The sequence below is a fragment of the Flavobacterium pectinovorum genome, assembly GCF_900142715.1.
GTDB lineage: Bacteria > Bacteroidota > Bacteroidia > Flavobacteriales > Flavobacteriaceae > Flavobacterium > Flavobacterium pectinovorum.
Genome location: NZ_FRBX01000001.1, coordinates 12,688 through 34,642, shown reverse-complemented (window position 1 = coordinate 34,642; position 21,955 = coordinate 12,688). Strand labels below are relative to the sequence as shown.

The window sequence follows — 21,955 nt, the reverse complement described above, 5'->3', positions numbered from 1 at the left end:
ATCTTTACTTTATTTATTTATTTGATGTCCCACCAAAGTCTTGTACCACCTGAGTCAGGACCTCCAAGTTTTGTGATAGCATCTGTAACGGCATCTCTGTTTGAAGAGTATTCGTTTGTAACAAAGATTACACGTTTCATTAAACTTTTTCCAACACCTGCTTCAACATTATCTGTGTTAATAGGTGGGTAGATTACTTTTGCATCACTTCTACGTAAGTCAGCCCATGCTTCCCAAGATTCAGGGAATATTGCTAAATATTTTTGAACTGCAATTTGTGTACGTTGGTTTGCTTCAGAAGCATCCCATGCAACAGGAAGTGTTACCGGAACTGTTTCTAACCCTATAGTTGGGTAAAGAGCTGCAGCAGATGGTATAGATGGTGTAGATGTTCCTGCAATATAATTAGCAATTGCAGTTGGATCTGTAATTCCCCATTGTCTCAATGATAATGAAATCCCCTGCTCGTACAAAAATTGTGCACTACCATTCATATTCCATCCATTCAATGCACCTTCAGCTCTGCTTAAATAATTTTCAGAAGCCATGAAGATTTCAATATTTTTAGTTTCGCTTAAAGTTCCGTTAGAACCGCTTCCTAATACGTCATTATTAAACATAGAGAAAGTTGTTGTTCCAAACTGACCTTGTAAACCTCCAACTGGTCGACCTCTATAAAATTGAGCTGCAGGTGCAGCTGTAGGATTAGCTGGTGCGAACCATTTAGCAAGTCTAGGATCACCATATCCTACAAGTAAACTTTCCATAGATGCAGTCATATAATACCCCCATGCATTAACAATCATATTCATGTTGTTTGGTGTAATATTACTAACTTTAAAAGTAGCACTTTCCTCATTATTTTCTATAACACCCGCAGCTACTGCAGCTTCTGCCTGAGTTTTTGCTTTTGCAGGATCTACATCAGAAATTCTTAAGGCTAAACGTAATCTCATACTGTTACCAAATCTTTTCCAGTTTGCAACATTTCCTGAATACACTCTGTCATTTGGCTGAAGTGCTGCCACTGTAGTTACAGAAGTACTATTAAGTGTAGCATTTGCTTCGTCTAACAATTTGAAAAAATCTCCGTAAATAAAATCTACACTATCATAAGGTACTTTTTCTTTATTATTTCCTGCTTCTGTGTAAGGAATTGGACCATAAGCGTCTACCATTTGATTGTACATGAATACTTTCCATATTTTCAATACAGCAAGAGCTTCTGCATTTCCTTCAGATGCTTTAATAGCATTGTTCAAAGCTGGTACAGCAACTGTGTAAAATCTTAACCATCCACGTCCTTCATAACCATTTACGAAAGCATTTCTTTCTGTACCATATCCACAACTAAGATATTGTGTAAACGTTGATGGTAAAATACCTGTTGCAATACCCCAGGTTCCCTGATCATCAACTCCTGGAGATGAATAAGAACCGTTGTGTATCCCTGCATATAATGCTGACGCAAACGCAGGACCTGCAAGAGTTTGATCTAACTGATCTTCTGTTAAGGTATTTTTGTTCGTATTTATTTCATCAAAATCCTTAGTACAGCTTGAAAAAACAGCGAGCATCGACACGACAACTCCTATTGTTTTAATTTTATAATTTTTCATATTATCTCTCTTTTTTTAAATTAAAATTAAAATCCAAACCTTACATTAACACCGTACTCTCTTGTTGAAGGAATGTTAAAAGATTCAATACCTTGTAAATTTCCTGTACCTGCTCCAGCTTCTGGGTCAAAGTATTTTGCTTCATTCAAGAAGAAAAATAAGTTTCTTCCAACTACTGAGAAGTCAATACTTGCGAAACCAGTGTTTTGTAACATACGTTTTGGAAGAGAATATCCAAAAACAAGTTCTCTTAATCTAATGTTTGTAGCATCATAAATAAAAGGTTCTGCTACCGGAGTTCTTTGCCCGATTGCTGTCCAATATTGTTCTGCTGTAATACTTGTTGTATTTGGAGCATAAGTAGTTACACCACCAGTAGTCGTTCCTACAACACCATCAACAACAATTCCGCCTTCTCTTCCTGCCAAAGTAATATCACTTACACCTAAACCAGCTTGTCTTGCTTGTGTATAAGAAATCACTTCTCCACCAATTCTGAAATCAACAAGGAAACTTAGTGAAAAATCTTTGTATTTGAAATTATTTTTTAATCCTGCAGTCCAGTCCGGGTTAAAGTTACCGGCACGAACACTAAAATCATCAGTTGCTAAAGGTATACCTGCAGCATTTACAATCATTTGACCATCTGGAGTTCTTTGGAATCCTTTGATGTATAAATCTCCGTACTCTCCACCTTTCACAACTTTACTTCTAACCAATCTTCCTTCACCAATAACCAATTCCTCTCTGTTATCATAGATAGAAGTAATTTTAGATTTATAAGAAGCATAATTTGCCATAACATCCCAAGAGAAATTCTCTGTTTGAATAGGAGTTGCAGTAAGTGTAAGCTCGATACCTTTGTTTTCGATATCTCCACCGTTTAATACAGCTCTTGATTTTGAAGAAGACTCAGGAGTGTTAATGTAGAAAATCTGATCTGATGTTTTTGTTTGGAAATAGGTAAAATCCAATCCTAAACGATTTTTAAAGAATCTAACATCTGCACCAAACTCAGAAGAACTTGACATCTCTGGTTTTAAATTAGGATTTGCAGCTGTAGTTTGAGAATACAACATACCACCATTACCACCAATATATGATAATTGAGAACTTGTTTGATAAGGATCTGTATCATTACCCACTTTTGCGTAAGAAGCTCTTACTTTTGCAAAACTGATTACTTCCGGCAAAGTAGCCATATCAGAGATTACAGCTGAAAGACCTGCTGATGGATAAAAGAAAGATCTGTTTTGAGAAGGTAAAGCAGAAGACCAATCATTTCTAGCTGTGATGTCTAAGAATAAGTAGTTTCTGAAACCAATTTGAGAGAATCCGTAAACAGAGTTAACTTGTTTTTCTGACATTGCTGAAGTTGATGTAACTGTCGCAACATTGATCAAAGAAAAATAGTTTCTTTTGCTTAAAACTCCTCCAGATGTTAAAGAAGAACTAGACTGTTTCAACATGTTGGCACCAGCATTAAGACCAATTGTGAAATCTCCAAATTTCTCTTTATAAGAAAGTAATGCATCCGTATTAAATTCACTTACTGTTTCATAGAATTCACTATATGAACCTAAGTTGTTGTTAAATGCTCTGGTTGCATATCTGTTTCTAATTGTTTTGTTAGTCATTTGATCTAAACCAGTTCTTACCTGTAAACTTAACGTATTTGTAATATCGTATTTAAGAGATGCAAGACCAATGAATCTGTTTCTTCTGTCATCGCGTGAATCGTCACGTAATGCAGACCAATAAGGATTTCCTCCTGGAGAACCTGCTTCATCAATAAAGTAATTTTGTTGCAATTGACCTGCAGCATCAGTATATTCAAAATCTCTGTATTCATTAAATTTAATACTACGAGGCAATAAATAAGCTGAAGTACCAATAGACTCCTCACCTGTTCTTAATAAATTATCAATGTTTTGAACGATGTAGTTTGTTTTTACATCCAAAGAAAATTTATCAGATAATTTACTAGTCAATCTTAAGTTAAGGTTGTGTCTGTCTAAAGCATTACCCTGAACGATACCTTCTGCACGCGTATTTGTATAAGAGAAATACCCTTGTGCTTTTTCATTTCCGGTAGTGATAGATAATGTATTTGCTAAATTATAACCTGTTTTATAAAAATCAATAACATTGTTTGGCTGTGGGCTGTAATCTGTAGTTGCAGGACCTGCATAATTCGGATTACGTTGCAACTGCCATGCCGCAACTTGTCTTCCGTCTAATTTTCCTCCCCAGCTTGATACAGAAATAGGGTTATAAACTCCTCCATCTCCCTGACCGTACTCGTTTTGGAAATTTGTCAAATTGTAAGCTGTAGAAGCCATAAAATTAGATGACAACGAAACTGAAGTTTTACCAGCTTTACCAGACTTAGTAGTAATAATGATAACACCATTACTCGCTCTGTTTCCGTAAAGTGCTGCAGCAGATGGTCCTTTAAGAACTGTCATCGAAGCAATGTCTTCAGGGTTAATGTTTGAAATACCGTCTGGCTGTGTAGTTCCTCCTGTATCAATATCAGGATTACCAGTTGTAGTTCCGTTACTAATTGGCACACCATCTACTACATATAATGGTTGGTTATTACCATTAAGAGACCTGTTACCTCTTAAAGTAATTCTTGATGAACTTCCTACACCATTTGAAGTCGTAGAATAGTTAAGTCCTGCTACCTTACCAGAAAGTGAGTTGGCAACGTTTAAAGACCTAGCTTGAGATACCTCAGCTACATCAATGTTCTGAGCAGAATAAGTAACCGCTTTTTTCTCTCTTTTAATACCAAGAGCAGTTACTACTACTTCGCCTAACTGATGCGTATCTGCACCTAAAGTTACATTGATAGTAGTTTGTCCTGAAACAGGAATCTCTTTTGAGGCAGAACCAACATAAGAGAAAACTAAAACTGCTGATTGATTGGGAACATTGATACTAAATTTACCATCAAAATCTGTTGATACACTAGTTTTCGTTCCTTTAACGACAACATTTGCTCCAGGGATCGGAATTCCGCTAGAAGCATCTGTTATCATTCCCTTTACTGTTGAAGTTTGTGCATGAAGATTTTGAAATCCAAACAAGCACACCAACAACAATAATTTTAGTACGTCTTTAATCATATAGGTTGTTTTTTGAGTTAATAACATGTTAAATTTAAGGATCCCGTTTGTTAACTAAATCATTATTTCGACAAATGACATCTTTGAAAAGGTGTTCGACAAACTTTTGTTTAAAACCCCTGATTTTACTATTAAAATCCTTACGTTTTCAGGGGTTACATATTATTAATCTTTACGTTTTATCAGTTTCTTAAAGGAATTCGAAATAAAACACTTAAAACACTACGTATTTTACTTTCCCCTTCGTCGAAAATACTATTCCACAACCTTAAAATTTAACTTTTGCAAATCTGTAGAATTCCCGCCTACCATAACTTCAAAGTCACCAGGCTCTACGACACGCTTCATTTCTCTGTTCCAGATAGATAATTCATCAACCGTTAATGTAAATTCTACTTTTTTGGTTTCGCCTTTTTTAATAAACAACCTTTTGAAACCTTTTAATGTTTTTCTTGGAGTCGTTACACTACTATATACATCCTTAATATATAATTGTACGACTTCATCTCCATCATAATTTCCTGTATTTTTAACATCTACACTTACTTTCAATTCACCATCGGCTTTAATTTCTTTCGTGTTGATAGCAAAATTTGAATATTCAAACTTGGTATAACTTAAACCGTAACCAAACGTGTATAATGGATTTTCGCTTTCAGAAACATATCTGTGAATTGCAGATGGTTTTTGGTTATAATATATAGGTAGCTGCCCAACTGATTTTGGAACTGTAATTGGTAATCTTCCTCCCGGATTATAATCTCCAAATAAAACATCGGCCACAGCTCTTCCTCCTGCTTCACCCGGAAACCAGGCTTCGACAAGTGCCGGAATATTTTCGCTAATCCAATTTGTTGAAAGTGGTCGACCGTTTAACAACACACAAACTACAGGAGTTCCTGTTTTTTGAATCGCTTCGATCAATTCCTGCTGCATCCCGTGTAAGTCTAAACTCGCTACGTCTCTGTTTTCTTCAACCAATTCATTTGATTCTCCTAAAACCACAATCGCAACATCTGCTTTTTTAGCAATATCGATCGCCGGCTGAAAGTTTACTTTTTCCAGATTCCAACGCAAGTGTGCTCTCGCTCCCCAACCGCCTTCCCACATTTCTATGCGGACTTTGTATTTTTTACCTGCTTCAATATTTTTTGGCGTTGTCACCATACTTGTAGCACCTTTTGTCCAGTTGTCGATTACCAATTGATCATCAACCCACATTCTGATTCCATCATCTGAACTTAAGCCTAACCAGCCGTCAAATGACTTTTCTGATTGAATATAACCTGTCCAGCGAATAGAGAAATCATCATCTGTAACACCATCGCCAGGAGACCAAGGCCAGTCAAATTCCAATTGACTATCAATACGCGTTAATACCGGATTTCCTTCTACATTTCTATTGTTGAAATATTCTCCTTTTAATCCGTTTTGAGAACCATCAGGAGTAAATAAAAATTTCGACGGAATAATTTGTCCTTTTACAATTAAAGAAACACCTTCTTCATAAAGCACATTTGTTTTTGCACCAGCAACTTGCTTAATGCCTTCAAGAACCGTAGTTCCTACTTTGTTTTTTACAGCATATCCCCCTAATCTCGATGCATCGGCATTTGGTCCGATCACGGCAACTGTCTTAATATCTTTGCTTAAAGGCAAAATATTATTATCATTTTTCAATAAGATAATAGATTTTCGACCCGCTTCTAAAGCAGCTTCCTGATTTTCTTTTGTATGAAAACGCTCTTTAATTAAGTTTTTATCTGTGTATGGGTTTTCGAATAATCCCAATAAAAATTTCAGCCTTAAAACACCGCCGGCAGCACGGTCAATTTGCTCCATTGTCAGTTTCTTTTCGCCTACCAATTCTATGATGCTTTGTTGCCAAAATTCATTTGTAAAATCATAAAATTGCATGTCAACTCCTGCAGCAACCGCTTCTCTAATACTTTCTTTTGGAGAGTTCGTTACATAATGTGTCGTTTGAAGGTATTTAATCGCGCCTAAATCTGAAACTACAATTCCTTTAAAACCCCATTCTTTTCTTAAAACATCCGTCAACAACCAATGATTTGCAGCACAAGGAATTCCGTCTAATTCAGAATATGCACACATGGTTCCTAAAGCGCCGCCTTTTCTAAATGCCTTTTCAAATGATGGAAGATGATCTTCACGAGCCGAACGTTCTCCCACTAAAATTGGAGATGAATTTCCCCCCGCTTGCGGAATTCCGTGAACAGCAAAGTGTTTTGGTTCTGAAATTATAGTACGATCTGATCTTAAATCATCGCCCTGCATTCCCTTAATCATAGCCAAGCCAATCTCGCTGTTTAAATAAGCATCTTCACCAAAAGTTTCTGCAACCCTTCCCCATCTTGGTTCGCGACCTAAATCTAAATTCGGACCTAAACCAAAATGAACTCCGTGTGCTCTGGCTTCCATGGCAATTACTTTACCTACTTTGTCCATAACACTTGTGTCCCAGGTCGCACCCAAACCTATGTTCATTGGGAAAGCCGTACTTCCGTCATCCAGATATCCGTGGAGCATCTCGCACATAATAAGTGCCGGAATTCCCCATTTGTTATTTTTAATTACTTCACTTTGAAGATCATTGATCATTTTTGCCGAACGCGGATAAAGATCATGAATGGCTCCAATTCCTAATTTTCCAATTTTAGCATCTGATTTTGATTTAGAAAAATCTTCTTTTTCTTTAAAAAGTTCACCTCTGTACATATCCATTTGACGGGCTTTTTCCTCCAAACTCATTCTACTTAACAAGTCTTTTACCCTGTCTTCAACAGGTAATTGTGAATCTTGGTAAGGGTATTTTTTCTGCGCATGGCTCTGGTTAAAAAAACCTACAGCCATTACGAGGATAATGGCTGTTTTTTTAATTCTTAATTGTAACATAGTTGTGTGTTTTTAATTTTGAATCACTTTTAGTGTTTTTCCATTCACAAAATCTTCATGAGAAATGAAAAAGCTATTTAGTGTTTTTCCGTTTAATTCAATTGAATTGATTTTTCCATCAGTATTGATTTCTTTTTCAATTACAATATTTTCTTTTTTATAATATTTTGGATCTAACTTGATGGTTATTTTATCAAACATTGGCGTTGTAATCGTATAAATTGGATCTCCTGGAGAAATTGGATAAATTCCCATCATAGAATATACCAACCAAGCCGACATTGTTCCGGTATCGTCATTTCCAGGCAATCCTTTTGGTTTATTTTGAAAATATTCCTTCACCAGTTTTTTTACCATTTCCTGCGCTTTCCATTCGTCTCCTTTTACATAATTAAACAAGTAAGGATTGGCGATATCCGGCTCGTTTGCCATATCAAATTGTTTGATGTCGAATACTTTTTGCAATTGGTCGGAAAACTCTTTTTCACCGCCCATTAATTTGATTAATCCTTTGATATCATGCGGCACCATAAAAGCATATTGCCACGCATTTCCTTCGATAAAACCAACATTTTCTTCAAAGTTTGCCCCGGATACAGGATCAAAAGGTTCATACCATTTTCCGTTAGCCGTTCTTGGTCGAAGTAATTTTAAATCGCTGTCATATAATTTTCGGTAGGATAATGAGCGTTTCGTAAAACGGTTATAATCATCTTTTTTACCCAAAGCTTTCGCTAAAAGTGAAATCGCATAATCTGAAGTATTATATTCCTGTGTGGTCGAAACCGGTCCACGATAATTAGTTGACAAATACCCTTTTTCAATATATTCTTTTAGTCCCGGACGCAACGGATTATTTTCGATTTGATCTGCACCTTTTAACATCGCATAATACGCTTTGTAAATATCAAAATCCTGAATTCCCTTTAAGCAGGCATCAACGATAACGATACTCGCGGGATCGCCTACCATGGTAAATGTTTCTGTCGAATTTAATTCCCATTTTGGCAGCCAGCCGTTTTCATCATACATTTCCAACATGCTTTTTATCATATCAGATTGTTGCTTAGGATAAACTAAAGACGTTAACGGATGCATGTTTCGATACGTATCCCACAAAGAAAACGTGGTATAACGAGTATCTTCGGTTTTAGCAATCTTGGTTCTTTTTATTACAGGATATTCTCCGTTATAATCGTTTAAAGTATTGGGATGAATTAAAGTGTGATATAATGCGGTATAAAAAATCGTTTTATCGTCTCCTGATCCGCCTTCAACTAAAATCTTCGAAAGTTCTTCGTTCCATTCGTTGTAAGTATCTTTATAAACAGCTTCAAATGATTTGTTTCCGGTTTCTTTTTCTAAATTTTCTCTTGCATTTTCAATGCTCACATACGAAATTCCAATTTTTACCTCAACAGTTTCCTGTTTATTAAATTTATAGGTAAAATAAGTTCCAATACTGTCGCCAACAACCGTTTTAATGGTATTGTCCATCATTCTGGTTTTGCCGTTGTAGGTCATCCATTGCGCTTCTGTACCTTCATATTTTGATGGCTTTTTCCAAACGCCGAATTTATCTGCCGGTTTAGAAAACTTCGCCACAAAATATACCGGATAAGCATCTTCGGGACTATTATAACAAAACGAACCAACAGAACGCATTCCTTCAATTTCGGTCGAAGAAACAACTTTTACCATCGCACCTTCTTCATTGGTTAAACCTAAACCAAGATTCAATAAAATATTCGATTGCCCTTTCGGGAAAGTAAATTTGCTTACGCCAACTCTTTTCGATGCCGTAAACTCGGCTTTTACATTGTATTTGTCAATGTCTACACTGTAATAGGCAGCTTTTGCCACTTCATTTCTATAGGCCGAACCGTATTTTAAATGATTGGTTTCAACAGCTCCCGTTGTTGGCATTAGTATTAAAACACCCAACTCCGGACAGCCAACACCGCTTATATTAACCTGACTGAATCCTGTTAAAAATGTATTTTCATTTACATAAGGATTCGAAAGCCACTGACTGTCTTTCTCCAATTTATTTTGCTTTCCGGCAACATTAAACGGACTAATACTTGCCATTCCTCTTGGCGCAATTGGACCCGGAAAAGTGGCTCCGTAATTAGAAGTTCCAATAAACGGATTTACAAAATCAGCGGGCTGCTGTGCAAAAATACTGATGCTAAAAAACAGCATGTAAAAAATACATGCTGTTTTTATAGTGATCCTTTTGTTTAAAAACATAATCTTTTTTCTATCTGTTAATAGCTTCGATTTTTAAAGTCCATGCCTCTTTACAAGGTAAATTATTTCTTAAGTTTTCCGGAATTACAACTTTAAATCCTTCTGCTTCTTTTGTCCATTTCAATGCCGTTTTTGAACCTAACATCGTAATTTTTGTTCCTTTTTTAGGATTGATAGCTTTCACTGTAACTGTTGCAGGAATTTTATCTTCTCCTTCTTTAGCCAAATAAAACAAGAAAACATTTCCGGTTTTGTTTTGCGTCATACAAATATTTTCTTCTTTAAAAGGTTCGATTGGTTTTGTGTTATAAATCGCTGTGCTGTTTACTTTCATCCAATCGCCGTAAGCCGCCAATAAATCGTACGCACCTTGCTGCCATTCTCCTTCAGGGCTTGGAGCAACATTCAATAGTAAATTTCCACCTTTTGCAACAACATCAATAAGCATATGAATTCCTTGTCTTCCTGTTAAATATTTTGCATCCGGAGTATACGACCAACCACCTCCAGAAGTAATACAAGATTCCCACGGGTAAGGCAAGGTCTTTTCAGGAACTCTATTTTCAGGAGTTAAATAATTTTGATTTTTTCCGTGAACCGCTCTGTCAACTACAATTAATCCCGGTTGTTTTTGGCGGGCTTTTACAACCAATTCATCCATTTTAGGATCCTGATCTACAACTCTGTGTTTGATAAAACCATTTTTAGATTCGTTTTCTGCGAATTTTTCTTCGTAGTTTTCTTTTAGGTTTTGTTGGTCTCTTTTTCTAACCCATCCACCATCTAACCATAAAATATCGATTTTACCATAATCAGATAATAATTCTAAGATTTGGTTGTGTGTAAAATCAACATATTTCTGCCATTTTTCAGGATATAAAGACGGATCGTAATTTACGTTTCTGTCGAAAGGAGGAAAATAAGGATCCCAGTAATTTTCGTTATGCCAGTCTGGTTTAGAGAAATACGCTCCTGTTGAAATATTTTCGGCTCTAAAAGCATTAAAAATTTCTTTGGCAATATTGGCTTTTGGGTTTGTACTAAAAGCACATCCTGCGTCAGTTACTTTATAATCAGAATATTTAGTATCGTACATATTAAATCCGTCATGGTGTTTTGTGGTAAAAACCATGTATTTCATTCCGGCATTTTTAGCAGCTTTTGCCCATTTTGCAGGATCAAATTTGGTTGGATTAAATGTTTTTTTCAAGCCTTCATAATCTTTTACATATTGATTATAATTAGCTGGATTACTTCCTTTTTTTCGCTCACACCATCCATAATCTTCTGGGCAAATAGACCATGATTCTACAATTCCCCATTCACTATATGTTCCCCAGTGCATTAACAATCCGAATTTTTTGCCTTGCCATTCATCTAAATTTTTCAACACCAGCGGATCCGTTTCCGGTACATAGCGCTCATCTTCGTAAATGGCTTGTGAAAACATTTGAACCGAAAATAAAAGTGCGATTATGAATATTCCTCTTTTCATCTTTAATCTGTTTATTGTTTATTATTCTTTGTTTTTTGGTTTTATGCGTAATCTAAGCTTTATCAAAGTTTAAAACTTTGACAAAGCTTCTGTGTGTATTTAATTCACTAAAATTTCATCAACAAACAACCATGAAGACTCTCCTTTTGGGCTTTTCTTTAAGTTGTAAGCAATTACTTTTACAAATCTTGCGTTGCGTTTTTCAAAACTGATTTTAAAATCTTTCAACTCCGAACTTACATTCGCAGCATACGGACGTGTTATTTTTCCAACTTCTTTATAGGTAATTCCATCATTAGAAACCAAAACTTTTACCTGAGTTGGGAAATTAACTCCTGCGCCCTGACTTTCTAAAGCTCCAATGGTTACTTCCTGAATACTTTCTTGTTTTTCAAGATCAACTACAAGTTCCATATCGTTTACCAACCAGGCTTGCCATTGTCCGTCATGAAAATTCTTCGAACCCCTAACGGTATTGATCATCGTCGTTTTTCCGTCTCCTTTGTAATTATCATTAAAAGGAGTTAAGTAACTTACTTTCTTGGCAAATCCTTTATGAAAAATAATAGTATCTATAAATGTTTTTCCAACTGGTTTATCATCCTGAAATAAAGATGCTTTAAGAATAGTAGTTTCTTTAAATTCAATTGGACTTGTATATTTTATTGGATTATGTTCGATGTTTTTATCTCCCAAAACATAGCGAATGTCCGGGTTTGGAAACTCATTTTTCAACGTTACATTAATTTGTTTTTTAGCCAAATCTGCAGTTGAAGAAGCAGTTACCAAATAAGCACTTTTTGCATAATTGATTCCTAAATAATTGTAACGCTGCATTAACGAAATCAATCTTGGGGTAAAATCATTCCAGTTACGGCTTTCTTTTGTACTCCATAAAGTTTCTGATAAAGCGGCCAATCTCGGGAAAATCATATATTCTGAATCTTTTGGTCCAGGTAAATGTTCTGCCCATAAATTTGCCTGTCCGCCTAAAACATGTTTGGCTTCTTCCGGTGTCATTCCGGGAACAACAGGATCAAATTTGTACACTTCATTCAAAGGATTATAAGCATCAAAAGCTACAGGTTCTTCATTTTGAGGGCCTTGATAAAAATTAAAATAGCACGGAGATTCAGGAGTCATGATCACATCGTGACCTTGTTTTGTGGCATCAATTCCACCTTGTGTTCCTCTCCAGCTCATTACTGTTGCATCTGGAGCCAAACCACCTTCTAATATTTCATCCCAGCCAATGATTTTTTTGCCTTTAGAATTGATGTATTTTTCCATTCTCTTTACAAAATAACTTTGTAGTTCATGGGTATTTTTCAATCCGTTATCTTTCATTCTTTTTTGACAATTCGGACATTTTTCCCAATTGGTTTTTGTCGCTTCATCACCTCCAATATGAATGTATTTTGATGGAAAAATGGTAATCACTTCATCAATTACATTTTGCAAAAATTCAAATGTAGTTTCTTTTCCTGCACAATAAATATCTGTAATAGGCCATAATCCACCTGACGGAACACCAATACGCTGATCAAAACAAGCTAGTTCCGGATATGATGCAATGGCGCTGCTTACGTGCGCCGGCATTTCGATTTCAGGAATAATTTCGATGTTTTTGGTTGCTGCGTATTTTACGATTTCTTTTAATTCTTCCTGTGTTAAAAATCCGCCATAAGTTCCTTTTTCATCCGGATTTGTAGTCAATCTTGCATTCCAGGCAAGGTTTTCCTGATCCACTCTCCAGGCTCCTACTTCGGTTAATTTTGGATATTTTTTTATCTCGATTCTCCAGCCCTGATCGTCTACTAAATGCAAATGCAAAACATTCATTTTGTGCATTGCTAAACGATCTATGGTTTCTATAACGTAGTTTTTATCAAAGAAATGACGTGATAAATCTAGCATTAATCCTCTCCATTGAAAACGAGGTTTGTCATTTATAACCACATTTGGAATTTGCCATTTTTGGTTTGGCAGCGCATTTTTACTTTCGATAACAACCGGAAGTAATTGTCTGATACTTTCTAAAGCATAAATAAAACCTGCATTTCCTTTGGCTGTAATCGTGATACTTTTAGAATTTACATCCAAAATATAGGCTTCTTTTTCTAAATTCTGATCAACTTTAAACTGTATAAAATTACTTTGTGGAACTGACGTAGAAAGCTGAGGACGAAATCCTCCTGCTTTTTCAAACTTACTGATCAAAACATTTGAAATATCCTTTTGAAAATCTGTAACTGCTACAAATTTTGTAGTAGCAGAAAATTCAAAAACACCTTTATTAATTAATAATTGCGTTGGTTTTGGTATAATCTGAATATCCTTTTCTGTATATATTTTTTGGCTGTAGCCGAAATTAAAAACAGTCAGGAAGATTACGATAAGGAATGGTTTTAAAACCCTCATAATTGAATTATTTTATTGATGGTGTAATTTTAAATTGATATTGATACGCTTTTTCTTCAAGCAAATATTTTTTCATTGGCCACGCTTGCCAACTGTCAATTCCGCCAACTCCCATTTGTTTCGAATCGATTTTTAAACTAGTTAAATCTCTTTCTTTCAATTCGGCAGCGTGCCTTTGGTCTTTTTGCAATCCATCGTCTAAATCTTCATTTAAAAAATGTAAAGCCGTAGTTGCCAAAAATTCATCTGATGTCACTTTTATTTTCAGTTTATCATTTGATAATTCTAACCAGCGAACTTCTGTTTTATTTCCGGTTTCCTGCGGACGGATATAAGGATAATATTGTTCTGAAACGGTTTGATTGTAAATTCCGACTTGTGAACTGTAATTTCTGTCGATATAATTTTCCTGTGGACCTTTTCCGTAATAACTAATTGAGCTGAAATCTTTTGGCAAAATCATTTCCATACCAAATCTTGGCAGCATTGGTATTTCTTTATTTTTATCGATATTCAATTGTTCTTTTACGTTTAATTCTCCATTGCTGTTGAATTCGTAATTTAAGATTATTTTTGAAAAAACCGAAGGTAAATTATACGTTGCCGTTACTAAAATTTTATTGTCTTTTGTTACAGAAGATACCCAGTTTACAAGTATCGGGTTTTCTGTTGCATCTTTCCATGATTTTAAATTTATCTGAAAATTAGCTCCAAAATCATTATCGTTTGGCGCTCTCCAAAGGTTTGGTCGCAATTGATATCCTTCTTTTAAAATAGGTTCATTATTGAATGTGTAACCTGTAATAAATCCTGTTTTTTTATCGAAAGTTATAGTTGCTTTATCGCTTTTAAATACCGTAGCATTGGCTTGTTTCTCAACCGAAATTTTCCCTGTACCTGTTATTTTGATGTCATTTTTCCATGTTCCTGTAAAAGGCAATTGATCTGTTGCAATTTGAAATCCTTTTGGCAAAAATGGTTCTTCTTCTTTTAAATGATATGTTACTACAATAAAAGCTTCCTGAAATTCTTTTTGTTCTACATTAACCGGAAGCTGATAAGTCTTCGTTTCTCTTGGCTTTATGTCTAAATTATCAATTGTTCCCATTGCATCATCTTTTCCGTCCAAAACCAATTTCCAATGTAAACTAACATTGCTTAGATCTTTAAACGAAAATTCATTATATACTTTAATAGTTGCTGTTGTTTTATCTTCCCACGAAGTTAAAATATTTTGCATCACATTTCGCATTTCTAATGCATGTGGATTCGGTTTTCTTTCAACTGTGAATACACCATTATTTACGAAGTTGTTGTCGCTTTTTACATCTTTTGGTCCAAAATCTCCACCGTAAGCCAAAATGCGAGTTCCATCTTCCGTTGTTTTATAAACAGACTGATCGATCATATCCCAAATAAATCCTCCCTGAAAGTTTGGATATTTACGAATTACATCCCAATAATCTTTGAAATTCCCCATAGAATTCCCCATCGCGTGCGCATACTCGCATTGAATGTAAGGTCTTGAAGGATTTGGATTTGCCAAAATATATTCTTCCATTTTGTTTGGAGAACTGTACATTGGGTCAATAATATCAGAATCCCATTCAAATTTTAAATCTTTTCCGTCCCAGGCGCCCGCAGTTGCTCTTTCGTACTGAATTGGTCTTGATTTGTCACGATTTTTTATCCACAAATAACCTCTGTAAAAGTTATAACCGTTTCCGGCTTCGTTACCCATACTCCAGATAATTACCGAGGTATGATTTTTATCTCTTTCGATCATACGCTGCATACGCTGAATGTGCGCTAATTCCCAATCTGGTTTGTTCCCCAAAGTTTTGGTAATATCGTAACCCATTCCGTGCGATTCTATATTTGCCTCATCAACAACATAAATTCCGTATTTATCGCATAATTCATAAAAATATTCATCGTTTGGATAATGCGACATTCTTACCGCATTGATATTAAATTGTTTCATTAATTTAATATCTTCTTCCATTCTATCTCTTGAAATGGTTTGTCCCGTAACCGGATCAACTTCATGACGGTTTACCCCTTTTATGTAAACTGCTTTTCCGTTTACTAAAAGTTGTCCAGCTTTGATTTCTACTTTTCTGAATCCAACATTTTGATTGATAACTTCAATAACGTTTCCTTTTTTATCTTTTAAAAGAAAACTTACCTGATACAAATTCGGAATTTCTGCACTCCATTTTTTAGGATTATTTACTGCGAAATCAAATGTTTGTTTTTCGCTTAAAGCGGAAATAACTTTTGAAGTAATAATTTTATCGCCGTCTTTTAACTGAACATCTAAAGTGTAACCGTCTTTTGTATTTAAATTTGAAAATTCCGTCGAGATTTTTAAAGTTCCGTTTACATAAGAAGCATCTAAATCAGGAATGATTTCATAATCTTTTAAATGCGCTTTGTTTCTGGCAATCAAGTAAGAATCTCTCGTGATTCCGCTCATTCTCCACATGTCCTGACATTCTAGATACGAACCGTCATTCCACTTCATTACCTGCAAAACAATGCTGTTTTTTCCGGTTTTTACATATTTATTTAAGTTGAATTCAGATGGCAATTTTCCATCTTCGCCATAACCTACATAAACACCATTTACCCAAACAGTAAGGTTTGATTTTGCAGTACCAATGTGAAGAAAAATATCTTTTCCTTCCCAAGATTTGTCAATTGTAATTTCTCTTCTGTAAACTCCTGTCGGATTGTATTTTGTGGGCACAAATGGGGGATTTGGTGCCATTAAATAATCAAAATCGTAAGTTGTATTTACATAAACAGGATATCCGTAACCGTTAACATCCCAGCTTGCCGGAATTTTGAAGTTATCCCAGGCTTTATCATCAAAAGTTGTTTTTTCAAAATCTTTTGGTAGTGCAGCCGGACTGTCAACATATTTAAATTTCCAGGCTCCGTTGATATCTAAATAATTTTTAGATTCTCTCCATTCATTTTTAGCTGCCAATGCTTCATTTTCATAAACATAATAAGCAGCGTGCATGGGCTCTCTATTATCTTCATTGATTTTTTCATTTTGCCAAAAAGGAGTTTTATCCTGTCCCTTAACCGAAAATATTGAAGCTATTAGTAATAGTAATATGGATATTCTTTTTTTCATTATTTGTATTTTTATTCTCTCTTTGTATTTTTTTTAAAACACATAGAACATAGATTTTCAAGTTAAAAAAAAAGGTGTGGGGCTTTAATTCTAATCTTATGAGAGAGTAAAATCTATGTTTTTTCTATGTGTTTAAATTTTAGTTTATTCAATTTTCTGCAAAATTTGTCTTTTCGATTTCTATGATAAATCATTTTTTTAGGAGCAAATCCCGCTATCCGTTGCAATCTTTTGCTCCATTTCATTACACAAAAGGATTTCCACTTCTATCGGGGCTAGGGCAATCATTTTCATAAGAAATATTTTCGTCTACTTTGTCATTTCGGCGGAGAAATCACATAAAGTGAAGACATATAGTACGTCGCTCTCTGGATGTGATTTCTCCGCCGTCGAAATGACAAAAAGGTTATTAAATGCGCAGGAAAAAAAATCCGCTTTATCTGCTCAATCCGCGTCATCCGCGTTCCATAATCGCATTCCTATTTATCCCACGACATTTTAAATTTTGCATCTTCCATTCTGTGTCCGTTTTCGTCGTCAGAAACGGCGTAGTTAAACCCAGATCTTAAACTGTAACCAGCGTGTTCTCCGTTTTTATTCAAAGCGATAAAACCAACCTGAAGATATTCCATGTCTTTGTGGTTTTTATGCTTGTTGTAAATACGTTCTGTAATTTCTTTACAGGCGTCAAAAGGCGATTTTCCCTGACGCATTAATTCTACAACCATTGCACTTCCTGCGGTCCTAATAACGGCTTCACCTAAACCAGTTGCCGCAGCGGCGCCGACTTCATTATCCAGAAAAAGACCCGCGCCGATTATTGGGGAGTCACCAACGCGTCCGTGCATTTTCCAGGCGGCGCCACTTGTTGTACAGCCTCCGGCAAGATTTCCATCTTGATCTAACATTAGCATGCTTATCGTATCGTGATTTTCGATATTAATCACGGGTTTATATTTTGAATCTTCTAACCATTTTTTCCAGTCTTTTTCAGATTCCGGAGTTAACAGGTTCTCTTCTTTAAATCCTTCTGATAATGCAAATTGCAAGGCTCCTTGTCCGGCCAGCATAACGTGAGGTGTGTTTTGCAACACTCTTTTTGCAACCGAAATGGGATGCATAATTCCTTGTAAAAAACATACTGAACCACAATTACTATTATGGTCCATAATGCAGGCATCTAATGTAACTTTTCCCTCGCGATCCGGATATCCTCCATAACCAACACTGCGGACATTCGGATCTGCTTCAGGAATTTTCATACCGGCTTCAAGCGCATCTAAGGCTGATTTTCCGGCTTTTAATTCTTTCCAGGTTTCCTGATTAGCTGGCAAACCGTGATTCCATGTTGAAATTACGACTGGCTTTTTTGTCTTTTTCAAAGGATTTTCTATTTCCTCTTTTTCATCTTCCCTGCTATTGGCAAATCCGCTATAGCCTAAAACTGAACTTACGGCCAATGTGCCTAAAGTTGTTTTTTTGATAAAATCTCTTCTATTTGACATATGCTTATTTTTTAGTTGAAATCCCTGTGATATTTTATTTTTGTTGAGTTCTTTACAATTTATTTTAACACATAGAAACATAGTTCTCAATATATAAAAAAGTCCTTTTACTTAAAATAAATCTAATAGTTGTATGCGAAAAAAAATAGGATTTATAAAAATGACTTTTAATTTAAATCTATGTTTCTATATGTTAAACAATCTTCTAACTCTTTATTTTAAACCGTCTTTTGTTTCTTTGATGGTTTTTAAATTACTTGCTGTTAAAGCATTTCCGTCAAAAAACGAAACTCCTGTGGCTCCATTATCTTTTGACAATAAAATCGCTTCTTTTAATTCTTTATCAGATTTTAAACCCGGAATATAAATTCCTGTATTGATTTTAGTCTTTTTATCTTCTAAATCGGCAACGCCTTGTTTTGTTGCGTAACCTACCCAGTCAATTTCTTCGTCATAAAAACTATGGTAAATCATTGGATAAACTTCGTCGATATTCCATTTGTCCCAACGCTGACGTACCATATGATCTGCCATTTCAGGATAAGGAAATACGGCTGCAGTTAATTGTTTATTGTGTTTGTGAACAATTTTATACGCATCGTCAACAACTGCTTTTATGGCATTTAATCTGAAGTTTTTCCACTCCATATCAATAGAAGTGTTATGACTGTTTTTTGGATTTTTATGATGAATTTTTTCGAATGCTTTGATACATTCATCACAATAACAAAAGTCGAATTGAGGTAATTCTGTGTCCTGAACCAGGTTGTATTTTGGCAATAAACTTATTGGTAAAAAGATATCCGGAAAACGAATATAATCTAAATGAACGCTTTCGATTCCGTCTACTTTTGCTAATTCTTCAACTAAATTTAAAACATGATTTCTTGATTCTTGTCTTGTTGGACACAACCATTGGTAATAATCTACATAAGGACGATTATCAAAACAAGATTTTCCGTCTTTACTAACCTGATACCAATCCGGATGCTGTAATGCAATTGAATCTCCAGGTCTGTTCATAGCCATAATCCAGGCGTGAACTTTTAGGCCTTCTTTTGTAGCCAGAGGCACTAATCTTTTTAAGAGTTTTGGGTCTGTTGATGTATTGATTAGTACTTCATCTATTCCGCCATCTTTATATTTTTTAAATTCTTTGGTATAATCTGCATCTGATTTTTTAGGATCGGCAGTTGTCCATACGCCAAATTTAAAAGTGGTTGGTTCTTCTTTCTCAACACATGAAAAAAGGCTCAGCGTTAATAAAAAAAGTAATAGTTTTGGTAGTTTCATAGTTGGTTTATTTTGATATTATTTTGCCATCTTCCCTTATGATCAATGTTTGATTAGAAAAAGGGCTTTTTACTGAAATATTATATCCTGAAGCGTGATTTTCTAATACTGGTTTTAAAATTTTACCGTCGACGCTAATGGCTTCTTTGGTTAGATTTTGTATTGATTTTGCCCAGGTTTTATTCTTCTGATAATATTCTTTTTGAGCTCTGAACAAGGTGTACAATTCCCATCTCACTTTTTCTTCCTGCGGAATTGTAAAGGTCTCTTTTCCTTCTTTCGAAGAAAAATAAACATAACCCCATTTTTCCGGCTCATGCATATTGATTACACCCATTGGCGACCAAACCCAATTGTATTCGGGTAAAAATTTTCCTTCGGCATCTTTCTTTCTTTCGTAACTTCCGTCTTTTATGGTATGCTGCCAATTAACTCTTGAGAAATTGACTCTCCAAAATTTATCTTCGGGTACATTTTGCTCATTATAGGATTTTCTATAAGATGCCCAGGGAATTGCCATTTCTAATACCCAACCTTGATCTGTATCGTTTGGGTTATTAAGCGTTCCGTTGATTTTTACCGCTGATTTCAGGCCCGGAATATTCCAGTCATTTAATACTACGTTATCATTTTCTCTATATGGTTTTGACAGAAACAGGTCCCAAGCTGTATTTAAAGCATTAATTTCTAATTCATAATAGTTAAAAGTGTCGCTATCGGGATCAATGAAAACTTCAAAATCGTTGTTGTAAAAAATAATGGTGTCGCGTTGTTTTAAATTTGCCCAAACATGTGGCTCATCAAGCTTTGCTAATATATAAAAATTGGTTTCATCCCAGAGCATTTTAACTTTTGTTCCATATTTTGGCTTTATGCCATTTTCTATATCTTCAAAAAGATCTGTCCAATCTGTTTTGCTCCAGGCAGCATCAGACTCGTCTCCATCGATTACAATTGGATTTATAGTTTTACCCGCTACGTAAGTTTTAGGTATAACGGTATTTTTTTTCGATTGCGAAAAACCCGCAATCGAAAAAAATACTAAAACAACTGTTAACCATTTAAATTTTAAATGCATGCTTTTTTCTATAAACTATTATCTTTTGTAAACTGAATTACCTCACTTAATTTACCAAATGCCATTGCTACAACAGTATCTGCTGCACCATAATATACGGCTAATTTATCTTCTTCGATGTTATGTAAAGCAGCACATGGGAAAACCACATTTCCTACGTCTCCAACTTGCTCATAAATTTCTGCAGGTCCTAATAAATAAGGCTGTGTTCTGTATTTTACCTGATCTGGTGCATTTTCTTCTAAAAGTGCTGCTCCCATTGCATAACGGAAACCGTTGCAAGTATTGATAACACCATGGTATAACATTAACCATCCTTCTTCGGTAAGAATTGGAATTGGCCCTGCCCCAACTTTTGTACATTGCCATGCACTTTGCTCAAATGGAGATGGTTTCATCACCAAACGGTGTTCTCCCCAATATTTCATATCCGGGCTGTAACTGATCCAGATATCTCCAAAAGGTGTATGTCCGTTATCACTTGGACGGCTTAACATCGCGTATTTTCCGTTTATTTTTTGTGGAAACAAAACTCCATTTCTATTGAAAGGTAAAAAGGCATTTTCACACTGAAAAAATTCTTTGAAGTCGAAAGTGTAACCAATACCAATTGTAGGTCCGTTGTAACCATTACACCAAGTGATCCAGTAACGATCTTCAATCCAAACCACACGTGGGTCATATTTATAAGCTGATTCTATCATTTCTGTATTACCAGACTGCATTACGATTGGTTCATGATTAATGTCCCAATCGATTCCGTTTTTACTAAAACCGGCAAAAATATTCATTTGAACTGCTTTGTTATCACATCTGAAAACACCTGCAAATCCGTCTCCAAAAGGAACAACGGCACTGTTGAAAATACTATTTGATGATGGAATTGCGTATCTGTCAATAATTGGATTTTCAGAATATCTCCACATTACATCATTACTGTTTTCGGGTCTGTCTTGCCAAGGAATTGTACTCATGCTCTCTTTCTTTATTATTATAGTTTGTTTTTTGTTTGCTGTTTTTTTGTTTGTTGTTCTGAAATTTGAAGCTCCGCGCAATCTTGTCATTCCTCGGAATGACAAACCGGGTTGTTAAG

At 35.3% G+C, this 21,955-nt stretch carries 11 protein-coding genes; all 11 read right to left on the bottom strand.

All coding sequences use genetic code 11. From position 1 onward, the window contains the following. Positions 1-17: 17 nt before the first annotated feature. Positions 18-1,619, bottom strand: a complete 1,602-nt coding sequence (locus BUE22_RS00095) for a SusD/RagB family nutrient-binding outer membrane lipoprotein (protein WP_073392731.1) — start codon at positions 1,617-1,619, stop codon at positions 18-20. Positions 1,620-1,645: 26 nt separating this feature from the next. Further along, positions 1,646-4,753 carry a SusC/RagA family TonB-linked outer membrane protein gene (locus BUE22_RS00090; protein WP_073394233.1) on the bottom strand — a complete coding sequence of 1,036 codons (3,108 nt, stop codon included), beginning with the start codon at positions 4,751-4,753 and terminating at the stop codon, positions 1,646-1,648. Positions 4,754-5,008: 255 nt separating this feature from the next. Continuing rightward, on the bottom strand, positions 5,009-7,669 hold the full coding sequence (locus BUE22_RS00085; RefSeq protein WP_073392728.1) for a glycoside hydrolase family 3 protein: 2,661 nt from the start codon (positions 7,667-7,669) through the stop codon (positions 5,009-5,011). A 12-nt stretch (positions 7,670-7,681) separates the two neighbouring features. Continuing rightward, complete coding sequence (locus BUE22_RS00080; RefSeq protein WP_073392725.1) at positions 7,682-9,922, bottom strand: GH92 family glycosyl hydrolase; 2,241 nt, start codon at positions 9,920-9,922, stop codon at positions 7,682-7,684. Positions 9,923-9,932: 10 nt separating this feature from the next. Then, on the bottom strand, positions 9,933-11,417 hold the full coding sequence (locus BUE22_RS00075) for an alpha-L-fucosidase (protein WP_042566706.1): 1,485 nt from the start codon (positions 11,415-11,417) through the stop codon (positions 9,933-9,935). A gap of 99 nt (positions 11,418-11,516) precedes the next feature. After that, positions 11,517-13,838, bottom strand: a complete 2,322-nt coding sequence (locus BUE22_RS00070; RefSeq protein ID WP_073392723.1) for a glycoside hydrolase family 20 protein — start codon at positions 13,836-13,838, stop codon at positions 11,517-11,519. A 7-nt stretch (positions 13,839-13,845) separates the two neighbouring features. Continuing rightward, positions 13,846-16,986 (bottom strand): beta-galactosidase, LacZ type, encoded by a 3,141-nt coding sequence (locus BUE22_RS00065; protein WP_073392722.1) that lies wholly within the window; start codon positions 16,984-16,986, stop codon positions 13,846-13,848. A 479-nt stretch (positions 16,987-17,465) separates the two neighbouring features. After that, positions 17,466-18,491 carry an isoaspartyl peptidase/L-asparaginase family protein gene (locus BUE22_RS00060; protein WP_042566710.1) on the bottom strand — a complete coding sequence of 342 codons (1,026 nt, stop codon included), beginning with the start codon at positions 18,489-18,491 and terminating at the stop codon, positions 17,466-17,468. 213 nt (positions 18,492-18,704) lie between these two features. Then, the gene (locus BUE22_RS00055) at positions 18,705-19,784 is read right to left on the bottom strand and encodes a putative glycoside hydrolase (protein WP_073392720.1); all 1,080 of its coding nucleotides are present in this window, start codon (positions 19,782-19,784) and stop codon (positions 18,705-18,707) included. A 7-nt stretch (positions 19,785-19,791) separates the two neighbouring features. Then, on the bottom strand, positions 19,792-20,862 hold the full coding sequence (locus tag BUE22_RS00050; protein WP_073392718.1) for a carbohydrate-binding family 9-like protein: 1,071 nt from the start codon (positions 20,860-20,862) through the stop codon (positions 19,792-19,794). Positions 20,863-20,870: 8 nt separating this feature from the next. After that, positions 20,871-21,836 carry a glycoside hydrolase family 130 protein gene (locus BUE22_RS00045; protein WP_073394232.1) on the bottom strand — a complete coding sequence of 322 codons (966 nt, stop codon included), beginning with the start codon at positions 21,834-21,836 and terminating at the stop codon, positions 20,871-20,873. Between the last annotated feature and the right edge of the window lie 119 nt (positions 21,837-21,955).